Annotated in this window: 15 protein-coding genes; 7 read left to right on the top strand and 8 right to left on the bottom strand. The window is 69.7% G+C overall.

The features are described from left to right. Window positions 1-10 precede the first annotated feature (10 nt). Window positions 11-349, bottom strand: a complete 339-nt coding sequence (locus tag G4D86_RS48315; RefSeq protein WP_164002325.1) for a PilZ domain-containing protein — start codon at window positions 347-349, stop codon at window positions 11-13. Between the two features lie 208 nt (window positions 350-557). On the opposite strand from G4D86_RS48315, the gene G4D86_RS48320 reads away from it, so the two are divergent. Next, complete coding sequence (locus G4D86_RS48320) at window positions 558-1,313, top strand: FKBP-type peptidyl-prolyl cis-trans isomerase (protein ID WP_240360904.1); 756 nt, start codon at window positions 558-560, stop codon at window positions 1,311-1,313. Window positions 1,314-1,365: 52 nt separating this feature from the next. Here G4D86_RS48320 and G4D86_RS48325 read toward each other — a convergent pair whose 3' ends face one another. Together G4D86_RS48325 and G4D86_RS48330 are read right to left on the bottom strand one after the other, a co-directional pair. After that, the gene (locus G4D86_RS48325) at window positions 1,366-3,360 is read right to left on the bottom strand and encodes a hypothetical protein (RefSeq protein ID WP_164002374.1); all 1,995 of its coding nucleotides are present in this window, start codon (window positions 3,358-3,360) and stop codon (window positions 1,366-1,368) included. A gap of 280 nt (window positions 3,361-3,640) precedes the next feature. Next, entirely contained in the window at window positions 3,641-5,581 is a 1,941-nt protein-coding gene (locus tag G4D86_RS48330; protein WP_164002326.1) for a M2 family metallopeptidase, read from the bottom strand. A gap of 202 nt (window positions 5,582-5,783) precedes the next feature. Here G4D86_RS48330 and G4D86_RS48335 point away from each other — a divergent pair, with 202 nt between their 5' ends. The 3 genes from G4D86_RS48335 to G4D86_RS48345 all read left to right on the top strand — a co-directional run bounded on the left by G4D86_RS48335 (window position 5,784) and on the right by G4D86_RS48345 (window position 9,598). Continuing rightward, window positions 5,784-6,884, top strand: a complete 1,101-nt coding sequence (locus G4D86_RS48335; protein WP_164002327.1) for a DHH family phosphoesterase — start codon at window positions 5,784-5,786, stop codon at window positions 6,882-6,884. A gap of 20 nt (window positions 6,885-6,904) precedes the next feature. Further along, entirely contained in the window at window positions 6,905-7,471 is a 567-nt protein-coding gene (locus tag G4D86_RS48340) for a DUF3105 domain-containing protein (RefSeq protein WP_240360905.1), read from the top strand. Between the two features lie 219 nt (window positions 7,472-7,690). Continuing rightward, window positions 7,691-9,598, top strand: coding sequence for a hypothetical protein (locus G4D86_RS48345; RefSeq protein ID WP_164002329.1), 1,908 nt, complete (start codon window positions 7,691-7,693; stop codon window positions 9,596-9,598). 52 nt (window positions 9,599-9,650) lie between these two features. Here the strand turns inward: G4D86_RS48345 and G4D86_RS48350 are convergent, their stop codons facing one another. Further along, window positions 9,651-10,601, bottom strand: a complete 951-nt coding sequence (locus tag G4D86_RS48350) for a LysR family transcriptional regulator (RefSeq protein ID WP_164002330.1) — start codon at window positions 10,599-10,601, stop codon at window positions 9,651-9,653. A 115-nt stretch (window positions 10,602-10,716) separates the two neighbouring features. Between G4D86_RS48350 and G4D86_RS48355 the strand changes: the two genes are divergently transcribed. Next, window positions 10,717-11,778 carry an NAD(P)-dependent alcohol dehydrogenase gene (locus G4D86_RS48355; RefSeq protein WP_164002331.1) on the top strand — a complete coding sequence of 354 codons (1,062 nt, stop codon included), beginning with the start codon at window positions 10,717-10,719 and terminating at the stop codon, window positions 11,776-11,778. A 464-nt stretch (window positions 11,779-12,242) separates the two neighbouring features. Here the strand turns inward: G4D86_RS48355 and G4D86_RS48360 are convergent, their stop codons facing one another. Genes G4D86_RS48360 through G4D86_RS48370 form a run of 3 tightly spaced genes read right to left on the bottom strand, consistent with a single transcriptional unit; the run spans window position 12,243 to window position 15,872 of the window. Beyond that, window positions 12,243-13,793 carry a hypothetical protein gene (locus tag G4D86_RS48360; RefSeq protein WP_164002332.1) on the bottom strand — a complete coding sequence of 517 codons (1,551 nt, stop codon included), beginning with the start codon at window positions 13,791-13,793 and terminating at the stop codon, window positions 12,243-12,245. Window positions 13,794-13,804: 11 nt separating this feature from the next. Beyond that, window positions 13,805-14,479: a hypothetical protein gene (locus G4D86_RS48365; protein WP_164002333.1), complete on the bottom strand. Its 675-nt coding sequence runs from the start codon at window positions 14,477-14,479 to the stop codon at window positions 13,805-13,807. After that, on the bottom strand, window positions 14,469-15,872 hold the full coding sequence (locus tag G4D86_RS48370; RefSeq protein ID WP_164002334.1) for a hypothetical protein: 1,404 nt from the start codon (window positions 15,870-15,872) through the stop codon (window positions 14,469-14,471). Before G4D86_RS48370 ends, G4D86_RS48365 begins: the two co-directional genes overlap by 11 nt. Window positions 15,873-15,916: 44 nt before the next feature. Between G4D86_RS48370 and G4D86_RS48375 the strand changes: the two genes are divergently transcribed. Next, entirely contained in the window at window positions 15,917-17,026 is a 1,110-nt protein-coding gene (locus tag G4D86_RS48375) for a heparan-alpha-glucosaminide N-acetyltransferase domain-containing protein (RefSeq protein WP_240360906.1), read from the top strand. A 9-nt stretch (window positions 17,027-17,035) separates the two neighbouring features. On the opposite strand, the gene G4D86_RS48380 is transcribed toward G4D86_RS48375, so the two are convergent. Further along, complete coding sequence (locus G4D86_RS48380) at window positions 17,036-17,524, bottom strand: VOC family protein (protein ID WP_164002335.1); 489 nt, start codon at window positions 17,522-17,524, stop codon at window positions 17,036-17,038. 150 nt (window positions 17,525-17,674) lie between these two features. Here G4D86_RS48380 and G4D86_RS48385 point away from each other — a divergent pair, with 150 nt between their 5' ends. Continuing rightward, window positions 17,675-19,531, top strand: a complete 1,857-nt coding sequence (locus tag G4D86_RS48385; RefSeq protein WP_164002336.1) for a YfbK domain-containing protein — start codon at window positions 17,675-17,677, stop codon at window positions 19,529-19,531. The last annotated feature ends 145 nt before the right edge of the window (window positions 19,532-19,676 follow it).

Genomic DNA, 19,676 nt, shown 5'->3' on the forward strand with positions numbered 1-19,676 from the left:
CCGCGATGCGTCAGTTCTCGTTGCCGTGTCGGTCGACGTAGGCGTCGATCATCTTCCGGTGGCGCTCGGTGAGGAGCGTGAAGCGGACGCCCGAGCGCTCGCGCTTCGCGGACGCTGCCTCCACCCACTCGCGCACCACTTCGCCCTCGGCGTAGATGATCTCCTCCGAGCCGGGGAGCTGGAACTGGAGCCCGACGCGCTTCGCCTCGTGCTGCGGCTCGAGCAGCCGGGCGAGGCTCACGCCCTCCTGGCTGATGTCCGCGGCCCGCGACATGTACGGAACGCCGCCCATGTACTTGTTGAGGTAGATGTCGAGGGGCGCCCGCCTGGCCTTCCGCTTGTCGCTCATCGCTCCGTCGCCTCCGGTAGTGCAACAGGCCGCTTCGGGGGTGAAGCAACCTGGATTCACAGTAGAGGCGCGCGATGAACTCGCAAGAAAACGACCGGCTCCCCGCGGACCAGGCTGCGGAGCATGCGCCGTCTGTGCTTCCTCGCTGCATTCTTCGCGTTGCATTGTGTGCCCCTATAGTTCCCCGGTTCCCATGAAAGGTAAGAGCATGCGATCGATGTGGATGGCGGCCCTGGTGCTGGCGCTCGGCGCCCCCGTGGCCTACGCGCAGACCTCCAAGCCCGCGAAGAAGCCCGAGCCCGCGGCGAAGATGCCCCCGGCCACACCGGCTCCGGCCGCGACGCCGGCCCCGGGCGCACCGCCTGCGCTCGAGTCCGAGGACGCGAAGACCATCTATGCCCTCGGTGTCTCCGTGGGGAAGGACCTGTCCTTCTTCGCGCTGACGCCCGAGGAGGTGCAGATCCTCCAGCGCGGCATCGCCGACAGCATCTCCGGCACCGCGGCCGCCGTGGACCCGAAGGAGTACGCGTCGAAGATTCAAGCGCTCGCGAAGACCCGGCAGGCGCAGGCCAGCGCGGCCATGCTGGTGCGCGCCGCGAGGGAGCCCGGTGCCGTGAAGCTCCCCTCCGGCGTCATCTACCTCGAGACGCAGGCCGGCACCGGCCGCAGCCCGCGCGCCACCGACACCGTCAAGGTCAACTACGAGGGCCGGCTGCTGGATGGCACCATCTTCGACACCTCGGCCAAGCGCGGCATCCCCGTGGAGTTCCCCCTCAACGGCGTCATCCCCTGCTGGACCCAGGGCGTCGCGAAGATGAAGGTGGGCGGCAAGGCGAAGCTCACCTGCCCCGGAGAGACGGCCTACGGAGAGCGCCCGCCTCCGGGCTCGCGCATCCCGCCCAACGCCGTGCTCGTCTTCGACGTGGAGCTGGTGGACATCCCCGGCGACACCTCGAAGCAGTAGCAGCGTCTCCAAGCTCCGGGCTCCGGCGCAATACCGGAGCCCGGGCGTCTTCCTACTTCTTCAGCGCGGCCTCGGTGGCGTGCAGGAGCGCATCCGCGCTCACCGGCGCGCCCGTGGCGTGAATCATCCACTGGTCCGGCGTCACCGCGCCGTAGGTGGCCATCCGCTCGAACTCGGCGCCCAGCGGGCCGTGCGTCCTCAGGTGTTCTTCAATCTGGAACGCGATGAGGTGCCCCAGCGGATAGTCCGGCAGGTAGAGCGGGTAGCTGATCATGTGGCTGTAGATGCCCAGCAGCGCCGTGCCCTCCGAGCCCAGCACCGGCGCGTAGTAGCGGTTCCACACGTCCCGGGAGATGGCCACCACCGCGTCACGCAGCTCCGCGGGCTTCGCGTCCGGATGCTCGTACATCCAGTGCCACACGGCCATGTCCACCAGCGCCACGCCGGCAATCTCCCACGTCTGCCAGAAGTCGTTCAGCACGCGCTCGCGCTCGGCCGCCGCGTCCGGCTTCCCCAGGCCCAGCAGCTCCAAGTCGCGCGCCTGGAACACGAAGGCCAGTGCCTCCGTGAAGGCGCTGTTCGGCACGCCCGTGAGCAGCGTGTGGTCCACCGAGTAGAGGCTGAACACCTGCTCCACGTTGTGCCCGAACTCGTGCACCGCGATGTTGTAGCCCTTGTAGTTCATGCCCCCCTTCTCCACGCGCGTGCGCAGGTGCGGGAAGTCGCCCCGCCGCAGCGCCTGCTGCGCATGGCCCGCCCCGCGTGACGCGTCCACCTGGATGCGCGCCGCCAGCCAGCTCGCCTTCTCCCGCGTGAAGCCCAGCCCCTGGAGGATGCGCGGCATGTCCTTCGCGAAGGCCGCTGCCGTGGGGTAGCGCTTGCGCGTCAGCGCATCCAGCTCCGCCTCCGGCCGCTTCCCTCCCGGCTTGAAGCCCGGGTACCACAGGTCCTGCGGGCCCAGCTTCCGCCCCAGCCGCGCCTCGATTTCCTTCGCCACGCGCGGCACCACTGGCGACTCCAGCACCTGCGTGAGCAGCGCCTTCACGCGCTCCTCCGGAATCTCGCGCATCAGCTCGAAGCTGCGCGCAATCCGCGTGGGTGCCACCGGCGAGTACGGGTCCGCCTTGCGCCCCGCCTGGAAGACGGCCAGCAGGTGCGCGTAGCGCGTGTCCGGCTCCGGGGCCATCTCCGGAGCCCCCTTCGGCTTCGCCTCGCGCGCGGGCGCGTCCTCCTCCACCGTCTCCGGCGGCGCCACCGTCACCGCGTTCGTCACCGGGTCCCAGTCCAACCGCGGGTTGTCGATGACGGCCGCGGGAATCGTCTGCGTGACGATGCGCTCCATCACCTGGAGGATCATCCGCTGCTTCGCCATCCCATTCGGGTCCGTGTAGTCGCCCTTGAGCTCGTCGCGCAGGTTCCAGTGGCTGATGAGCCGCAGCCCCTTCGGGAAGGGCCGGTTCCCCCGTGCATCCACCAGGTGGTGCATCCAGACGTTGTACTCGGCGATGTAGAGGCCGGCCGCGGCGATGACTCGCGACGACTCCTGTTCAATCTCCGCCGGCACCCGCCGGTTGAAGCGCGACGTCAGCTTCGACTCCGCCCACTGCCGCCGCGTCCACTTCGGGCCCTGCTCCACGCGCTCGGCCAGCGTGGTGAGCGGGAAGTTGAGCAGCACCACGAAGCCCGCCTTCGCGCGGAACAGGTCCGAGGTGACGTTGGCGGACGGGTCATACGAAGCCAGCAGCGGCTCCACCGGCAGCAGCGGCCCCAGATCCAGGTCCGAGTACCACTGCAGCTCACGGCCCAGCTCGTTCATGTGTCCGTCGAGCTGCTCGAACAGCCGCTCCAGCCGCGCGAAGGTGGCATCCAGCGCCTTCGCGTCGGACAGGAACTGCTCGCGGATGAAGGCCGCCGCGTCCCCGTCCCCTTCGTTCCACAGCGCCAGCACCTGGTCCACGCCGCGGTCGATGCGCGCGCGCTGCGCCTCGCCGTGCTTCGCGACCAGCTCCGCCTTCAGCGCGGCGGCGTCGAACGAGGACGGCTTCATCGCGGGCTCCTGGGACGACGCGGCGGGAGCCGCCGGAGGTGTCGGCTGCACGGCGGGCGCATCCGGTACGGGCCGTGGCGTGGAGCAGCCGAGCATGGCCAGCAGGGGCAGCAGGTGGGCGCGCGGGGCGCGAGGCTTCTTCGGATTGGGCACGTTGGGAAGCTCCAGAAACACGAAGGGTCCGACCCTCGGCGGGCCGGACCCCCATGATGCATCAGGAAGTCGTTCGAACGACGCCCGGCTCAGGCCGCGCGGACGTTCTGCGCCTGCAGGCCCTTGGCTACCAGCCGCACTTCTGGCCCTTGTTCTGCGTCTGGAGCCAGGTGCGCAGCGGGCTGAAGTAGTCCAGCAACGCGGTTGCATCCATCTGCCGCGTGCCCGTCATGGCCTGGAGCGCGTCCGGCCACGGCTTGCTGGCGCCCAGCTCCAACATGGCCTGGAGCCGCTTGCCGGCCTCCTTGTTCCCGTAGACGGAGCACTCGTGCAGCGGGCCCTTGTAGCCGGCCGCCTCGCACATGGCCTTGTGGAACTGGAACTGGAGGATGCGCGCGAGGAAGTAGCGCGTGTACGGGACGTTGGCGGGCACGTGGTACTTCGCGCCCGGGTCGAAGTCCTGCTCGGTGCGCGCCACCGGCGCGGCCACGCCCTGGTACTTCTCACGCAGCGCCCACCAGGCCTTGTTGTAGTCCGCCGGCTGGGTGCGGCCGGAGAACACCTCCCAGCGCCACTGGTCCACGAGCAGGCCGAACGGCAGGAAGGCCACCTTCTCCAGCGCGTCCTTGAGCTGGAGGTTGATGAGGTTCTTGTCGTTCTTCGGCACCGACTTCAGCAGGCCGATCTGTTGCAGGTACGCGGGGGTGATGCTCAGCGTGAGCGCGTCGCCGATGGCCTCGTGGAAGCCGTCGTTGGCGCCGGCCTGATAGAGCACGGGGAGCTTGTAGTAGTACGTGTAGTAGTAGTTGTGGCCCAGCTCGTGGTGGATGGTGATGAGGTCCTCCTCGGTGGGCTTGATGCACATCTTGATGCGCAGGTCGTTCTCGTAGGTCACGTCCCACGCGCTGGCGTGGCAGACGACCTCGCGGTCCCTCGGCTTGGTGAACTGCGAGCGCTCGAAGAAGGTCTGCGGCAGCTCCTTGAGGCCCATGGAGGTGAAGAACTTCTCACCCAGCTTCACCATGCGCATGGGGTCGTAGTTCTGCTTCTTCAGCTCGGCGTCCACGTCCAGGCTGGCCTGGCCGGGGAAGGGCTCCACCAGCGGGTAGATGTTGTTCCACTCCTGCGCCCACATGTTGCCGAGCAGGTGCGCGGGGATGGGCTTGCCGGCGGGCACCTTGCCCTCGCCGTACTGCTTCGCGAGGCGGCCGCGCACGTAGCAGTGCAGCTCGTCGTAGAGGGGCTTCACCTGGCCCCACAGGCGCTGGGCCTCCTTCTCGAACTCGGCGGGCGGCATGTCGTACGACGAGCGCCAGAGCGTGCCCAGGTCGTTGAAGCCGATGTCCTGCGCGCCCTCGTTGGAGATGGACACCAGGCGCTCGAACAGCGGGCGCATGGGACGGGAGATGCCGTGCCAGCCCTGCCACGCGTCGAGCAGCTCGTCGTAGTTGTGGCTCTCGGCGATGACCTCGGACAGTTCCTCCAGGTCGCGGCACTTCCCCTTGCCGTCCTTGCCGCAGTACTTGCCCTTGCCGTACATGCCCTCGAGCTTCGCGGCGATGGCGGCCAGCTCCGCGCGCTTCTGCGCGTCCGACGGCGCGGGCAGCGCCTGGGACACCTTGAGCAGGTGCAGCATGCGCGCGGAGTCCGCGTCCAGCTGCACGCCCTCGAAGCGGCGCGCGCCCTTGATGGCGCCGTTGACGTACGCCAACACCTCTTCGTTGATGGTGGCGGCGTTCCGCTCGGTGTCGTCGGTGATGTACGTGTTCTTGATCCACTCGGCGGTGGCCTGCTTCGTCCACAGCTTCTTCAGGTCCGCGTTGACCTTCTCGGCGAACTGCTTCGCCTCGTCGGGTGTGGCCTGGGACGTGGCGGCCGCCGGTTGAGCGGTGGCGCCAGCCTGGGAGGCGGCGCCAGCCTGGGAAGCAGCGGCCGCAGGCGCGGACTCGCCGGTGGCCGGGGTCTCACGCGTCACTTGCGAGTCCTGGGCACAGCCCAGGAAGGCGGGCAGCGCGACGGCCGCCAGGACCGTGCGCAGCAGGGGGTGCAGGGGAGTTTTCCGGGTCATGGGGGCGGACCGTAGAAGAACCGCCGTCCGATGACACCCCGAAAAGTAGGACTCCGTCAGGGAGCCGTCGTGCACTGTTCTCTCGACGAGTTGCGCCAACGCCGAGCGTCAGCCCGACATGACACGCGGGCCCGGCCGGGCAGCGTGCGAGCACTCCGGCCCCGCCCTCCCTCGCGCCCACGCCGCGTTACAGCTTCCCTCCATGCTGCTGGGACACACGCAGGACCCGCTCTGGCCGGCCCCTCTGGAAGCGGTGGAGGACGCCCGCCTCTTCCTGCGCGAGCAGGCCGGGCGGCGCGTGCTGGTGGCACCGCACACGGACGTGGATGGCCTCACTTCCGGCGTGCTGGCGCTTCGCGCGCTGGAGGCCATCGGCGCCCGCCCACTGGCACGGGTTCCCGGCAAAGGAGAGCGCGCCCACTCGCCGGCCTTCCAGGAGCGGCTGCGCGCGGGCTCGCACGACGCGCTGGTGGTGCTCGATATGGGCAGCCGCGGCGCTCCCATCGTCCCTGAATTGCCGACGCTCGTGGTGGACCACCACGCGTCCGACGCCTTCCCTCCCGGAGCGCAGGTGCTGAGCGCGCACAGGCATGAGCCCACCGCCAACAGCAGCCTGCTGACGTACGTGCTGGTGTCTCCGCTGGTGGTGCCCGGGCCGCTGGAGTGGCTGGCGGTGTTGGGCACGGTGGCGGCCCTGGGAGCGACAGCGCCGATGCCGTTCCTCAAGGACGCGCTCAAGCGCGCGGGGCGCAAGGCGGTGACGGAGTCGGTGGCGCTGCTGAACGCGGCGCGGCGCTCGTCGCGGTTCGCCGCACCGCAGGCGCTGGAGGTGCTGCTGCGCGCCGGGAGCGCGGCGGACATCGCCGAGGGACGCGTGCCCGGCGTGGACGTGCTGCACGACTGCCGGCTGGAGGTGCAGCGCGAGGTGGCCCGGTGCGCGAAGACACCGCCGCGCCTCGCGGGCAACGTGGCGCTGCTGCTGTTCAGCTCCGAGGCACAGGTGCACCCGCTGGTCGCCGTGCGCTGGGCACAGCGCCTGCCCGAGCACATCGTCATCGCCGCCAACGCGGGCTACCTGCCGGGCCAGGTCAACTTCGCCATGCGCAGCCGGGCCCCCGTGGACCTGATTGCCTTCTTGAAGGGGCTGAACCTGCCGCCCATGGGCGAGGAGTTCGCCCACGGCCATGCGCGCGCCATGGGAGGCAGCCTGTCGCAGGAGGACTTCATCCGCTTCGCCGACGCGGTGGGCTTTCGCGGGCTGCGCACCTTCGACGTGGAACGCCGGGGCGCCTTCCCCGGCTGATGCGATATGACGGAGGCGTGATGCCCCGTCCGCGCCTCTTCCTCTCCGCCCTCGTCGCCGTCATCTCCCTCTCCGCCTGCGACTCCACGGAGCCCGAGCCGGAGCCGACGTCCCAGGGCTGCGAGCAGTTCGACTTCCCCCTGTCCGCACAGACCGAGAACCGCCACCTCAGCTCGTGCAGCAGCAGCGCGTGCGGCTCCGGGGACACCGCGTCCGAGAACCCGCCGAGCTCCGGCCTGCACTGCGGCAGCGTGGCCCGATGCGGCGTGTACACGGAGCCCATCTCGCGCTGTCTCTACATCCACAACCTGGAGCACGGGCACGCGGTGTTCCTCTACAACTGCCCGGAGGGCTGCCCGGACGAGGTGGCGAAGCTCGAGGCCGCGGCGGCCTCGGTGGCGACGGGCTCCAATGGCATCCGCCGCGCGGTGGTGGCGCAGGACCCGCTGCTGCCGAACCGCGTGGCCGCGCTGCTGTGGCGGCGTGCGTACGTGACGGACACCGCGGACCCGGAAGCCCTGCGGTGCCTGCTGGAGCACCAGGACGTCGACGCCCCCGAGCCGGGCCTCGCGTGCCCCGGCCTCTGAGCCAGCGTCCTTCTCAGCACACCTGTCTCGGCCTCCAGTCGGAGAGGCTCCCCGACTGACCTCGAGCGCCCTCGCGGGCGAGTGAATGTCCGCCTGCCCTGCGTCGTCACGAGCAGGTGTTCGGCCGCGGGCTCATGGGGCAGGCGAGGCGGTTGGAATGTCGGCACCTGCCCCGGCGGGCGGCGTGCGATACGCCCGCCGTTTGTAATCCAGGGTGCCATGAGAACGAACCTTCGACGCGCCCTCACGGCGCTGATGACCCTCTTCGCCCTCGCCTCCGCCCCCGCGCTCGCGCAATCAGCGACCGGCGTGAAGGGGCCCGTCCCCCCGGGGCTCCCCAACCGGCTGCTCGTCGGACTCTTCGAGGAGGCCGGGCAGAACTGGATGCGCGACAGCGGCGTGCCCTGGGACGTGCGCTACCGGTACTTCACCAAGGGCTGGGTGGATAACTGGGGCTGGGGCCCGTACGACGGCGCCTGGGGCGCGACCTTCCTGCAGGAGTCGTTCACCCAGGGCTACATCGCGGCCCCCGTCTTCTATCAACTCTTCTCCGAGCCCGGCGGTGGCGAGGGCGAGTCGCTCGCCAAGGTGCAGAACGCCACCACCATGCGCAGCTACTTCAACGACGTGAAGCTGCTGATGCAGCGCGCGAAGGAGCACGGCAAGCCCGTGCTCGTCCTCATCGAGCCGGACGCGTTCGGCCTGCTCCAGTTCCAGACGAACTCGAATCCCAACGCGTACGCCGCTGTGGCGGCCACCGGCATGCCCGAATTGGCGAGCCTCCCCAACACCGTCGCGGGCTGGGGCCTGGCGTTCCTCCAGCTGCGCAAGGCCGTGGGCGCGAACAACGTCATCCTCGGCATCCACGTGTCCGCGTGGGCCAGCGGCAAGGACATCTCCTGCTGCTCGGTGACGGACCCGCTCCAGCCCGAGGTGGACAAGGTCGTCAACTTCCTCAAGCCGATGGGCCTGGGCCCCAACACCACCGGCGCCACCTACGACGTGCTCGTGGGCGACCCGCTCGACCGCGACGCGGACTTCTACAAGCTCACGCGCGGCCAGGATGTCTGGTGGGACGCGAGCGACCTCGCCTCGATTTCCTCGCGCTCCTTCAATCGCTACGCGGAGTGGCTGCGGCTGTTCAACGCGTCCAGCGGCAAGCGCTGGGTGCTGTGGCAGATTCCGCTCGGCAACGCCAACCACCGCAACATCAACAACGACGGCTCGGCGCGCGCGGGCTACCGCGACAACCGGCCGGAGTACTTCTTCGGGACGCTGGGCGATTTGCACCGGAGGAAGTTCGCCAACTCGGGTGTCATCGCCCTGCTCTTCGGCGCGGGCGCCGGCGGGCAGAGCTCGTACCAGAATGACCAGGCCACGGATGGACAGCCGTACGTCCGCAGCCGCGCCGGGAGCTTCCTGTCGGCTGGCGGCCTGACACTGCCTGCCGTGGGCACCACCCTACCCCTGCCTGGCAGCGGGACGGATGCGGGCACTCCGGGCGGAACGGATGCCGGAACGGGTGGCGGCACCGACGCGGGGACTGGCGACGGTGGCACCGACGGCGGTACGGATGCGGGAACTCGCGACGGCGGCACCGGCGGCACCGACGCGGGCACCCGCGGAGACGCTGGCACGGACGCGGGCACCGGTGGCGGCACGGACGCGGGCACCGGTGGTGGCACGACGCGCGGCTACGGGTTCGAGTCTGGCACCGAGCAGTGGGCCGCTTCCGGTGGTCAGCTCAAGCCGGTGAGTTCCTCCACGGCGCGCGCCTATGCGGGAACGCGCTCGCTCGCGGTGCCCTTCAGCGGCACGTCAGGTACCGGCGTCGCGGTGGTCACGAATGCGTCCGTCCCTCGTGGAGCGACTGTCACGTTCCGCGTGTGGATTCCCTCGGGCAGCCGCATCACCGCCATCCAGCCCTTCGCGCTGGAAGGGGCCGCGGGCGGCTGGCGCTACACCGGGAAGTGGACTGGCATCTCCAGCCTCCAGGCCAATGCCTGGAACACCGTGACGGTGACGCTGCCGTCCGCGAGCACCACGCCCCTGTTCCAGTTGGGCGTGGAGTTCACCACCAGCGGGAGCTGGACCGGCACGGCGTATCTCGACGGCATCTCCTGGTAGTCCCGCAGATGCCGTTCACCCCTCCCTCGTCACGCGAGGGAGGGGCCTTCCCTCACCGCCTTCGCGGCGGACGCGAGCCACTGCCCGTCCGTTCCGCGGACAGCCGCTGTGCCGCGTCCTCCCGTGCCACGTCCACGAAGGCCCTGAGCGCGGGGGACACCTGGGCCCGGCTGGGGAAGTACAGGAAGAGGCCCGACACATGGGCCGCGTAGGGCTCGAGGACCACGCGCAGAGCGCCTCGCCGCAGCTCGGCCTCCAGCTGCGGCTCGAACAGGTAGGCGAGCCCCATGCCCGCCTCGGCCATGTCGCGAATCAGCTCCCCGTTATTGGTGGCAATCGGCCCGCGCACCGGGATGCGCCAGCTCTGCTTCCCGCGCTCCAGCTCCCACTGGTAGTGCCCTCCCGTCGTCTCCGAGCGGATGCAGATGCAGTCGTGCGTCAGCAGGTCCTTCGGCGTCTCCGGCGTCCCCCTCCGTTCCAGGTACGCGGGTGAAGCGACGACGACGAACCGGGCCGCTCCGTACAGCCGGACCTGGACCATGTCGCGCTCGATGGACTCGTCCATGCGGATGCCCGCATCGAGCCCCTCCGCCACGATGTCCACGAACCGGTTCTGGACGTTGACCTCCACCTCCATCTTCGGGTGCCGCGCCAGCAGCCGGGGCAACAGCGGCTTGATGATGAACGGCACCGCGAGCGACGGCACCGACAGCCGGACCCTGCCCGTGACTTCCCCCGGCTGGGCCGAGGCCGTCTTCAGCGCCTCGAGCGCCTGGTCCACCGCCGGCCCCGCGTTCTCCAGCAGCCGCCGCCCCGCTTCCGTCAGCGCCACGCTGCGAGAAGTCCTGGTGAGCAGGGCGACGCCCAGACGCTCCTCCAGCTGACGAACGGACTGACTCAGCGCCGACGCGGAGACTCCGAGCTCCACGGCGGCCGCGGTGAAGTTGCGCCGGCGAGCGACCTCGAGGAACGCATTCAGGGCATTCAGGGGCGTATTGGCCATCGTGAAGAATTCCTAAACGACCCATGCGAATCACGCCAGTTTCGAATGGCCTTCACGGGGCGCATATCTCAGGGCCGTTCACGAACCGGTTCCCAACGCCCTGATGGAGTCCCCCATGCTGAAGACCCATGCCTATGCCGCCGCCGCCGCTGGAAAGCCGCTGGCGCCGTACTCGTTCGAGCAGCGCGAGCCCGGTCCCCATGACGTGCTCATCGACATCCTCTACACCGGGGTCTGCCACTCCGACATCCACCAGGCCCGCGACGAGTGGGGCGGCTCCATCTTCCCCATGGTGCCGGGCCACGAAATCATCGGCCGCGTCCGTCAGGTCGGCGCGCACGTCAAGAAGCTCAAGGTGGGCGACATGGCGGGCGTCGGCTGCCTGGTGGACTCGTGCCGCGACTGCCAGCCCTGCCGTGAGGACCTGGAGCAGTTCTGCGAGAAGGGCCCCGCCGTCACCTACAACGGCACGCAGATGGACCGGAAGACGCCGACCCACGGCGGCTACGCGACACAGATTGTCGTCGCCGAGCGCTTCACGCTGAAGGTCCCCGAGAGCCTCGACCCCGCCGCCGCCGCGCCGCTGCTGTGCGCCGGCATCACCACCTACTCGCCGCTGCGCCAGTGGAACTGCAAGAAGGGTGACCGCGTGGGCGTCGTCGGCCTGGGCGGGCTCGGCCACATGGCGGTGAAGCTCGCCGCGTCCATGGGCGCCGAGGTGACGGTGCTCAGCACGTCGCGCACCAAGGAAGCCGATGCCCGCCGGCTGGGCGCGAAGGGGTTCGAAGTCACCAAGGAGGAAGGGACCTTCAAGAAGCTCAAGGGCCACTTCGACCTCATCATCGACACCATCTCCGCGCCGCACGACTACAACCAGTACCTGTCCATGCTGCGCCCCAAGGGCGCCATGGTGCTCGTCGGCGTCCCGCCCGAGCCGACCCCCGTCGCCGCGTTCGCCCTCATCGGCGGAAACAAGAAGCTGGCCGGCTCCATGATCGGCGGCATCGCCGAGACGCAGGAGATGCTGGACTACTGCGCCCAGCACCAGATCGTCTCCGACATCGAGATCATCCCCATCCAGAAGATCAACGAGGCCTACGAGCGCATGATCAAGAGCGACGTGCGCTACCGCTTCGTCATCGACATCGCGTCCCTCAACGCCGCCGCCGCGCGCTGAGGCCGCAGGGCGCAGCGCCGTCCAGCCACGAACACTTCGGGAGGTCTTTGAGGACCGCTCCTCGTTGCGTCCGAAACAAGAAAGGCCGGCTAAACGATGAAACGGTCCGGACAGAGCGGTTCGAAATACATGTTCGTCCGCACTTCCAGGGTTCACTGGCCGGCATCGCCCTGAAGGGCATGACGGAATCATGGCAGAACGATGACAGACCGGGCGTCTACCCTCTGCGTAGCGTCGATTCGAGCGCTACGCGGAGGGAGCACGCATGCTGGAGTCAGAACGGAGACGGGCGGAGTTCCTCGGGCACCGGTGGCACCGCTGTCTCCCAGCACGGAAGCCCGTGCTCCATCGCCAACCGAAGCGCCCTCCCGGGGAGCCCGGCCAGGTGACTGCCCCGGAGCAGCGGGGCCGGGTGCGGACGGAGCAGCAGTTGAAGCGCTTCCAGAAGCGGCTCCAGGGACACGTCAAGTGCGCACGAAGGCGCTCGCGTCGGGCAAACCGCTCCCCGAGGTATCAACGCCCAAGGTTGTGAGAACGCCCGAGAAGATGTCGGGCTCGTTCGACGTCACCTTGCCCGGCTGCGCGACGCCGGTGCGAGCGTCGAAGCCGTAGGTCAACGTGCTGAGCGGGTCCACCCCGCCCAGCACGGTGTTGCCCCGGAGCATCGGCGACAGCATCAGGAAGCCGTTGTTCAGGTCATGCCCGGTGCCGAACTCCGTTGCATCGGCGGTGCGGGGGCGCGTGCGCCCGAAGTCGGTGGCCACGTAGATGAGCGTGCGGTCCCACAAGCTCTCCCCCGTCGTCGTGTCGAAGGGCTCCGCCTCGAGCAGGTCGATGAGCCTGTCCACCACGCCCAGGACGCGGGCCCACATGAAGGCCTGGCCCGTGCGGTGATCGTTGTGGCTGAAGTCGAAGGCGAGCGGCGGGTTGGCGATGCCGTTCTCCCCGCCCACAGCCACGTTGAACGTGGGGCCCAGCGTTACCGTCACCGACACCCGGTACTTCAGCAGCAGGAACGCCAGCGCCGCCTGCCCCTCCACCGGGTCCGTGAAGTAGTCCGGGAACACCGCGCGCAGCCGCGCGCCATCGGGTGAGCTCGACAGGCCGTACTCGGAGAGCGGAATCCGCGGCGGCAGGTTCGGCAGCACGTTGAGGCGGTTGATGAGGTCCTGCACCTCCAGCGCCGGCTGTCCCACGCCGCGCTGCTCGTTCCACCGCTTCAGGGCCGCCGCGTCCGCGAAGGTCTGCCCGAAGATGGACTTCGCATCCAGCGCGTCCCGCGTCTGCCGGGCCAGGGCCACCACGTCCCGCGAGGGCACGTCCTTCAGCCCCTTGCTCCCGTCGAGCCCCAGGGGCCAGAGCGACGGATTGGTCACCACCTCCCCGAAGCAGTGGTTGGGCAGCGAGTCGTCCGTCCCACGCTCGGCGTAGCCGCCCACGCCCATGTTGACGTTGGGGATGGGGAAGCCCGCGCCGTACTGGAGGGCCACGCACTCCTGCAGCGTCCGGCCGCGCCAGGCCGCGTTACCGGTGAGGCTCCGCTTCTGCGCGATGACGTGGTTCACCGACGTGCCCACCGACGTGGCCACCAGCATCGAGTCCCGGTGCTTGCGCACGAAGGGGAGCTGGTCCGTGTTCACCGGCACGTTGATGCTGCCCAGCTTGGGACTGCTCACCTTGACGGCACGGAATGGAGAGCCGGCCACGCCCTGCACCTGCGCGTCCGGGAAGGTGTTGAGACGCGAGGCCTGCGCCCCCGCCTCCGAGGCGCGCACCGCGAGCAGGCTGTCGATGATGGAGGCCCCTCCGGCCGCCCCCACGACGATGAGGAAGCGCGGCTTGCCGTCCAGCCTGGACTGACGCACGCCTCCGCGCTGCTCGAGGACCTCGGGGGTGTCGAGCGCGTCCCGGCAGCCCGTCAGCAGAGGGCCCAGCACCGCCGAGCCCGCGGCGCACATCGACAGCGCCTTCATGAGTTCCCGGCGCGAGAGCCGGCCATCCTTGCGGAGTGACATGGTGTGTTCCCTCAGAAGAAGACGGACTCGGCGGAGGAGAGGACGGCGAAGCAGGCCGCGGTCATCCAGTCCCGGCCCGGAGTGGGACTGCCCGTGGCCTCAACGCGGGTGGCGAGCTGGATGAGCGCCTCCACCTCGGCCTCCGTGGGGTCGCGCAGCAGTCCCCGCTGATAGAGCGCGGTGATGGCGTTCCTCACCGGCGCACCGTCCCGGCTCGCCAGCCGTCCCTGCGCGTCCAGGGTGACGCCCGTGAAGATGACAGCGCTCGACGGTGTGCCGACGTCCAGGCCCACGCGCCGCGCACAGGCCGACAGCGCTACGCGGTCCACGGCGATGGGCGTGGTGACTCCGGTGGCCGGCAGCGGCTCGTAGAGGCCGCTGTTGTACGGCTCGACACCGCCCAGCGTGACGCCGTGGACGGTGGCGCAGGGGTACTGCCCCAGCTCCTGGCAGACCGCATCCGGGGGCAGCGCGAGCGCCGCCGCGAAGTCGAGCGTCAGTCGCTCGGGCCCTTTGAAGCGCAGGTTGTTGCGCGACGAGCGCGCCAGGGCCGAGGACGCGCCTCCGTCCGCCTGTCCGTCGACGGGCGAGCCGGCATCCACCACCCGGGCAATGGGCTGCTCCGAGCAGGCGGCGAGAGCGCATACGGTGGAGAGCAGCCACACACGAAGGGATTCAGGGCGCACCGTAGGCCTCCGTGCGAATCACGTCATGGAGCATGCGCTGCACGCTGTAGCCGTGCGTGTCCCTGAAGCGCCGCCAGGTGGCGACGAACTCGGCGTTCTCCTCGGCCGAGGGCGCATGGCCAACGAGCAGCTTCCAGTAGTCGGTGACGGCGGAGATGGCGAAGGCGTCACTGTCCGCGCCCACCTCCGCCCATTCGAGCAGGTCGCGCACCGGCCGGCCGAAGAGGTAGCCGGCCTCGGGCGTCTGCGAAATCGTCGGCGAGACGTCGCTGAAGAACAGCTCGAGGCGGTTCGGCACGTAGCGCGCCGAGGCCGCACCGGCGATGCCGTTGTAGTTCCGGAACGGGTAGCTCAGTGGGTCCAACGTCGCGTGGCAGGCGGCGCAGGCCGGGGCCTGCACGCCCTTGGCGTCGTAGTCCCGGGGCTCCCCGGGGATGCTGTGGAGTCCCTCCTGCTTCGCGATGTCGAGCCCCAGGTACGCGCGGTAGCTCTGCGCGGCGGCGTTGCGCGGCAGCGCGGTGAACATGACGAAGGAGATGAGGCTCCACGCGGAGGTGAGATTGCCCGCGCGGCGCGAGGACTCGACGGACTGCGACGGGAGCGACTCCACCCGCGTGTAGCGCGTGGGCTGCGTCTGCCGGCGCACGAAGTACCTCGCCGTCATCACCTCGCGCGCGTCGTGGTCGTCGAGCTGCGCGTACGCGTAGAGCGCGTAGTCGTCGTAGTAGTCCGCGAGGGGAATCGCGCCGCGGTCCTCACCCTCCTTGAGCGAGCCCACCGGGCGGATCTTCGGGTGCGCGAGCTTCCACAACTGCCCGTTCTTCCCGCGCCAGAACTCGGTGGTGGTGCAGCGGTCCAGCTCGGAGTCGAGGAGCGCCTGCTGGCCTCCGGCACTCAGCGCGGCGAAGGCCTTGAGCTGCGCGTACGTGGGCGACAGCCCGCAGAAGTCGAGCAGCACGCGCCGGTATGCAAAGCGCGCGTCGTAGCGGCACACGTCGTACTGGGGGTTCTGCCCCGGCCCGCAGCCGCCCGTGTCCACCGGCCGGCTGGACGGGTCCGCCGGCAGGGTGCCCCGCTGGACCTCCTCCAGGTTGGACACGCCGTCCCCGTCGGCGTCTTCCGCCTCCACGGCCCGGAGCGCCGAGGGCAGCGCCAGGGAGAAGTCGCCGTCGGAGAGCGGGCGCGCCGCGCCGGGCGCCAGGTGGGGCTCCAGCGAGGCGCCGTAGGGGTTCCGCTGGGGCGGCGCGGTATGGCAGAGGGTGCACGCCGGCTGCTGGCCGATGCAGGCGGGCGCGGAGGGATAGGTGGCGCAGAAGCCGCCCGGCCCTGGAGGCTTTGCCAGCACTTCCCCTGACAGGCAGACTGCCGCCCCCAATATGAGTCGTCGAAGCATATGGACACAGGAACACCCCCAGCACGAAAAGGTTGCGGTGCACCTTGAAGTCGAATGACGCCCGCCCTGCCCCCGTCTCCCAGGACCGCGTGCGCGCCATCGACTGGCTGCGCGGCATCGCTGTGCTGTTCATGATCCAGACCCACGCGCTGGCCCTGCTCACTCCGGAATTGCGCAAGACCGTCTGGGTGGGACGCCTGCTCAAGATCGACGGGCTGGTGGCGCCCGCGTTCATCTTCTCCGCGGGCTTCGCGACGGCGCTGCTGATGGTGCGCAGCGCGGCCGGAGGCGTCCTGCGCGAGCGCGTGCGCCGCAACCTCCGCCGCATCGGCGAGGTGCTCGCCGTGGCCACGCTGGTCAACTGGGCGTGGTTCCCGCTGCTGAAGGAGCCCGTGTGGATCTTCCGCATGGACATCCTCCAGTGCGTGGGCGTGTGCCTGCTCATCGTGATGCCGGTGGCCGCGCTGCTGGCCTCGCGGCCCCGATTGCTGAGTGCGGTGGCCTTTCTGCTGGCCATGGCCACGTTCGCCGTGTCGCCGTTCGGAGAACTGGTGACGGGGCCCTGGGCCACGCTGACGAACAAGTCCTCCTTCGCGCCCTTCCCGCTGCTGCCCTGGCTGGGCTTCGCGTGGCTCGGTGCGTTCTCGGGGACGATGGCCGGGGCGTGGGGCCGGGCGGGGCTCGCGAAGGCGCTGGTGGGGCTGGCCGTGCTGGGCTTCGCGGGGATGATGGCCGGGGACTTCCTCTACAGCCTGTACCCGCCGCACCGGTTCTTCGTCGCGAACCCGTCGAACTCGGCGGTGCGCTTCGCGTGGGTGTGCACCGTGCTGCTCGGGTTGATGTGGCTGGAGGCCCGGGTTCCCGCGGGCAGCCAGCCGTCACGGCTGCGGCGCTTCGTCGAGGTGTTCGGCACCTCGTCGCTGTCCGCGTACTTCTTCCACGAGATGCTGCTGTTCTACCGGACCTTTGGCGTCTTCTCGTTCCAGCGCTTCTGGGGAGACCGCAGCGACTGGCCCCAGTACTGGCTGCTGCTCGCCGCGCTCATCCTGCTGACGTACCTGCTCTGCGTCGTGACGGACCGCGTGGAGCGCGTGGTGCGGCCCGCGCTCCGCGGCCTTGGTGACCGCGTGACCCGGCGGGCCCCCTCGTCCTGAAGGGCTGGCTCAGTGCCCGCCAGCGGACAGTTGGTCGAACGCGGCGATGACCTCGGGCGGCGCCTGCACCAGCTCGATCAGCACGCCCTCGCCGCTGAAGGGGAACTGGTCATTGCCCTTCGGGTGCACGAAGCAGATGTCGAAGCCGGCGGCGCCCTTGCGGATGCCTCCGGGGGCGAAGCGCAGCCCCTGCCCCTCCAGCCACTTCACCGCTCCGGGCAGGTCGTCCACCCACAGGCCCACATGGTTCAGCGGCGTCTCGTGGACCCGGGGCTTGCCCTCGGGGTTGATGGGCTGCATCAGGTCCACCTCCACCTTGAAGGGACCCGCGCCCGCGACGACGATGTCCTCGTCCACGTTCTCCCGCTCGCTGCGGTAGGTGCCGTGGGGCGTCAACCCCAACAGGTCCACCCAGAGCTTGCGCAGGGGGCCCTTGTCGGCCCCACCGATGGCGATCTGCTGAACTCCGAGGATGCGAAATGGCCTGGCGGTCTGCATGGGCCGGCACCCTGCCAAACGCGACGGAGCCAGACAAGGACGGCGCTCCCTCCCAGGCCCCCGGGTCGGGGAAAAATTCACGGGAATAGACCCATTCCCCAGGTCATGCGTTTCGAGCCGGCGACCTACTTGTCGTCCCTTGGAGACCGCATGACGCCGACCTCGCTGAAGCGCCGCCTGTCCGTGTGGGGAAGTGCCCTTCTCGTCACCTGCACGCTGCCCGGCTGCCTGAGCGCACGGGCCCCCGAATCCAGCGCCGAGGTGGACACCGCCTACCGTCCCCCCGCGCAGGTCCAGGCCACGCCGGACCGCCAGGTGGCCCAGACGGAGTCGTCCGGCAAGGGCGCGGAGGCCGAGGACGATGCCTTCGCTACCGAGTTCGCCGCCCCCAAGACGCCCGCCCCGAAGGAGAAGGCCCGGACCGCGGCCCAGAGTCCGGTAGCGACCGGTGCCGTCGCGGGTGGGACGCTCGGACCGGCGGGGGCTGTCATGCCCGAGCCCCTGGTCGCGCCTCCTCCTCCCTCCTCGACGGTGGCGCGCCGCGATGCCCCCGCGAAGAAGGAGATGTCCTCCCAGCCGTTCGCGGACCGGAAGGCCCCGAAGGACGGCATGGACGCGGCGGACACCGCCTCCGCCCAGTCCGGCAACAGCTTCGAGGCGTGGAAGCCCAACCTCTTCATCGACACCGTGAAGGACCCGCTGTCCACCTTCGCGGCGGACGTGGACACCGCGTCGTACACCGTGGCGCGCCGCTACCTCGTCCAGGGCGCCCTGCCGCCCGCCTCCTCGGTGCGCGTGGAGGAGTTCGTCAACTACTTCAAGTACCGCTACGCCCCGCCGGAGACGGGCGCCTTCACCGTCCACCTGGAGGGCGCGCCCTCCCCCTTCGACTCCAAGCGCCACTTCGTGCGCGTGGGCGTGCAGGGCAAGGTCATCTCGCGCTCGCAGCGCAAGCCCGCGCACCTGGTGTTCCTCATCGACACCAGCGGCTCGATGAACTCGCAGGACAAGCTGCCGCTCGCGAAGGAAGCCATCAAGATCGCCGTCAAGAACCTCAACGAGAACGACACGGTGGCGCTCGTCACCTACGCGGGCTCCACGCGGGACGTGCTGCCGCCCACGCCGGCCACGGACGTGAAGCGCATCACCGACGCGCTCGACTCGCTCCAGTCCGGCGGCGGCACGGCGATGGGCTCGGGCATGGAGCTGGCCTACAAGCACGCGGTGAAGAAGGCCTCCGGCAACGTGGTGTCCCGCGTCGTCGTCCTCACCGACGGTGACACCAACATCGGCCCCAACCTGGGCGCGCAGTCCATGCTGGAGAGCATCCACAAGTACGTGGCCGAGGGCGTCACCCTCACCACCGTGGGCTTCGGCATGGGCAACTACCGCGATGACCTGATGGAGAAGCTCGCGGACAAGGGCAACGGCAACTGCTTCTACGTGGACAGCTACAAGGAGGCGAAGAAGGTCTTCGAGACGCAGCTCACCGGCACGCTCGAGGTCATCGCCAAGGACGTGAAGCTCCAGGTGGAGTTCAACCCGGTGGCCGTGCGCCGCTACCGCCTGCTCGGGTATGAGAACCGCGACGTTGCGGACAACGACTTCCGCAACGACAAGGTGGACGCGGGTGAGATTGGCGCCGGCCACAACGTCACCGCCGTGTACGAGGTGGAGCTGACCGGTGACACGAAGGAGTCGCTGGCCACCGTGCGCGTGCGCGCCAAGGCGCCCAACGGCACCGAGGCCTCCGAGCAGGCCTTCCCCTTCCAGCGCGCCCTGCTGCGCCCGTCGCTGGAGGCTGCGTCGCCGGACTTCCGCTTCGCCGTGGCCGTGGCGTCCGCCGCGGACATCCTCCGCGGCAACCCGGCCGCCGAGAACTGGAGCCTCGCCACCGCGCAGAAGCTCGCCGAGGGCGCCGCCGCCGGTGACGCCGACCGGAACGAGTTCGTCCGGCTGGTCACGCAGGCCCGCGCGCTGATGGGCGCTTCCGCCCGGGGGAACTGACGCGCGAGGCGGGACGCAACCGCTTGCACGCGGCTGTGCTCCTCCGTGACGCACCGGCGCCCGCTTCCCCCTGGGAAGCGGGCGCGCTTGCACCTGCGTGGCCTTCATCTGGCGCTTCGAGACGCCCACCACGCAGCGAGCCAGT

Origin of the sequence: Pyxidicoccus caerfyrddinensis (genome assembly GCF_010894405.1) — a bacterium.
Lineage (GTDB): Bacteria > Myxococcota > Myxococcia > Myxococcales > Myxococcaceae > Myxococcus > Myxococcus caerfyrddinensis.

What these genes read in the sequence shown, in the direction of transcription:
- G4D86_RS48315 (WP_164002325.1), bottom strand. Translation starts at nt 349, where the DNA reads ATGAGCGACAAGCGGAAGGCCAGGCGGGCGCCCCTCGACATCTACCTC.
- G4D86_RS48335 (WP_164002327.1), top strand. Translation starts at nt 5,784, where the DNA reads ATGCTGCTGGGACACACGCAGGACCCGCTCTGGCCGGCCCCTCTGGAA.
- G4D86_RS48370 (WP_164002334.1), bottom strand. Translation starts at nt 15,872, where the DNA reads ATGCTTCGACGACTCATATTGGGGGCGGCAGTCTGCCTGTCAGGGGAA.
- G4D86_RS48340 (WP_240360905.1), top strand. Translation starts at nt 6,905, where the DNA reads ATGCCCCGTCCGCGCCTCTTCCTCTCCGCCCTCGTCGCCGTCATCTCC.
- G4D86_RS48320 (WP_240360904.1), top strand. Translation starts at nt 558, where the DNA reads ATGCGATCGATGTGGATGGCGGCCCTGGTGCTGGCGCTCGGCGCCCCC.
- G4D86_RS48350 (WP_164002330.1), bottom strand. Translation starts at nt 10,601, where the DNA reads ATGGCCAATACGCCCCTGAATGCCCTGAATGCGTTCCTCGAGGTCGCT.
- G4D86_RS48330 (WP_164002326.1), bottom strand. Translation starts at nt 5,581, where the DNA reads ATGACCCGGAAAACTCCCCTGCACCCCCTGCTGCGCACGGTCCTGGCG.
- G4D86_RS48380 (WP_164002335.1), bottom strand. Translation starts at nt 17,524, where the DNA reads ATGCAGACCGCCAGGCCATTTCGCATCCTCGGAGTTCAGCAGATCGCC.
- G4D86_RS48360 (WP_164002332.1), bottom strand. Translation starts at nt 13,793, where the DNA reads ATGTCACTCCGCAAGGATGGCCGGCTCTCGCGCCGGGAACTCATGAAG.
- G4D86_RS48325 (WP_164002374.1), bottom strand. Translation starts at nt 3,360, where the DNA reads ATGAAGCCGTCCTCGTTCGACGCCGCCGCGCTGAAGGCGGAGCTGGTC.
- G4D86_RS48345 (WP_164002329.1), top strand. Translation starts at nt 7,691, where the DNA reads ATGAGAACGAACCTTCGACGCGCCCTCACGGCGCTGATGACCCTCTTC.
- G4D86_RS48385 (WP_164002336.1), top strand. Translation starts at nt 17,675, where the DNA reads ATGACGCCGACCTCGCTGAAGCGCCGCCTGTCCGTGTGGGGAAGTGCC.
- G4D86_RS48355 (WP_164002331.1), top strand. Translation starts at nt 10,717, where the DNA reads ATGCTGAAGACCCATGCCTATGCCGCCGCCGCCGCTGGAAAGCCGCTG.